At 33.2% G+C, this 539-nt stretch carries 1 protein-coding gene; it reads right to left on the reverse strand.

The window, feature by feature from the left end:
* On the reverse strand, nt 1-539 hold a 539-nt coding region (locus tag CRU91_RS12330), incomplete at both ends, for a hypothetical protein (protein WP_222718484.1).

The raw sequence follows: 539 nt of genomic DNA on the forward strand, positions 1-539 counted from the left end.
ACTACAGTTTCATTTTTATATTTACTATAATCACTTGCTAGTGAAATATTCTCATACAGTTCTTCTAAATCCCCTCTTCCTTTTCTAGCGTATATATCTTCTTCTTGGAACTTCTCATTTGTTCTATTCAATGCTCTTAATATATATTCATCACCATTTTCTACATTGATAAATGGTATTCTATCTACTAGAAGGTGAGACAATATATCATTGACTTCATCAAAGCTTCCACTTTTTCCATTGATAGTTACTGTTTTACTTCTTTGATTTACTTGTATATCTGGAAGCATACTAGCATCTACTAGTTGTCCTCCTGGGAGTTTAAACATATTTTCAAGGTGATTTGCGAAAGCTTTACCTATATCTATCATAGCTTGTTTATTTCCACCATCACTTGAACCACTTGAGATTAGGTTATAGCTTTCATCTTCTTCATCAAATTCATATTTTGCATGGGCTTTTGGTGGAGGAGGGGATTTTTTACCAAACAATCCACCTACTATTCCTCCTATTACATTTCCTATGGCTGAACCACCAAA

Source organism: Aliarcobacter vitoriensis, assembly GCF_003316695.1.
Taxonomy (GTDB): Bacteria; Campylobacterota; Campylobacteria; order Campylobacterales; family Arcobacteraceae; genus Aliarcobacter; species Aliarcobacter vitoriensis.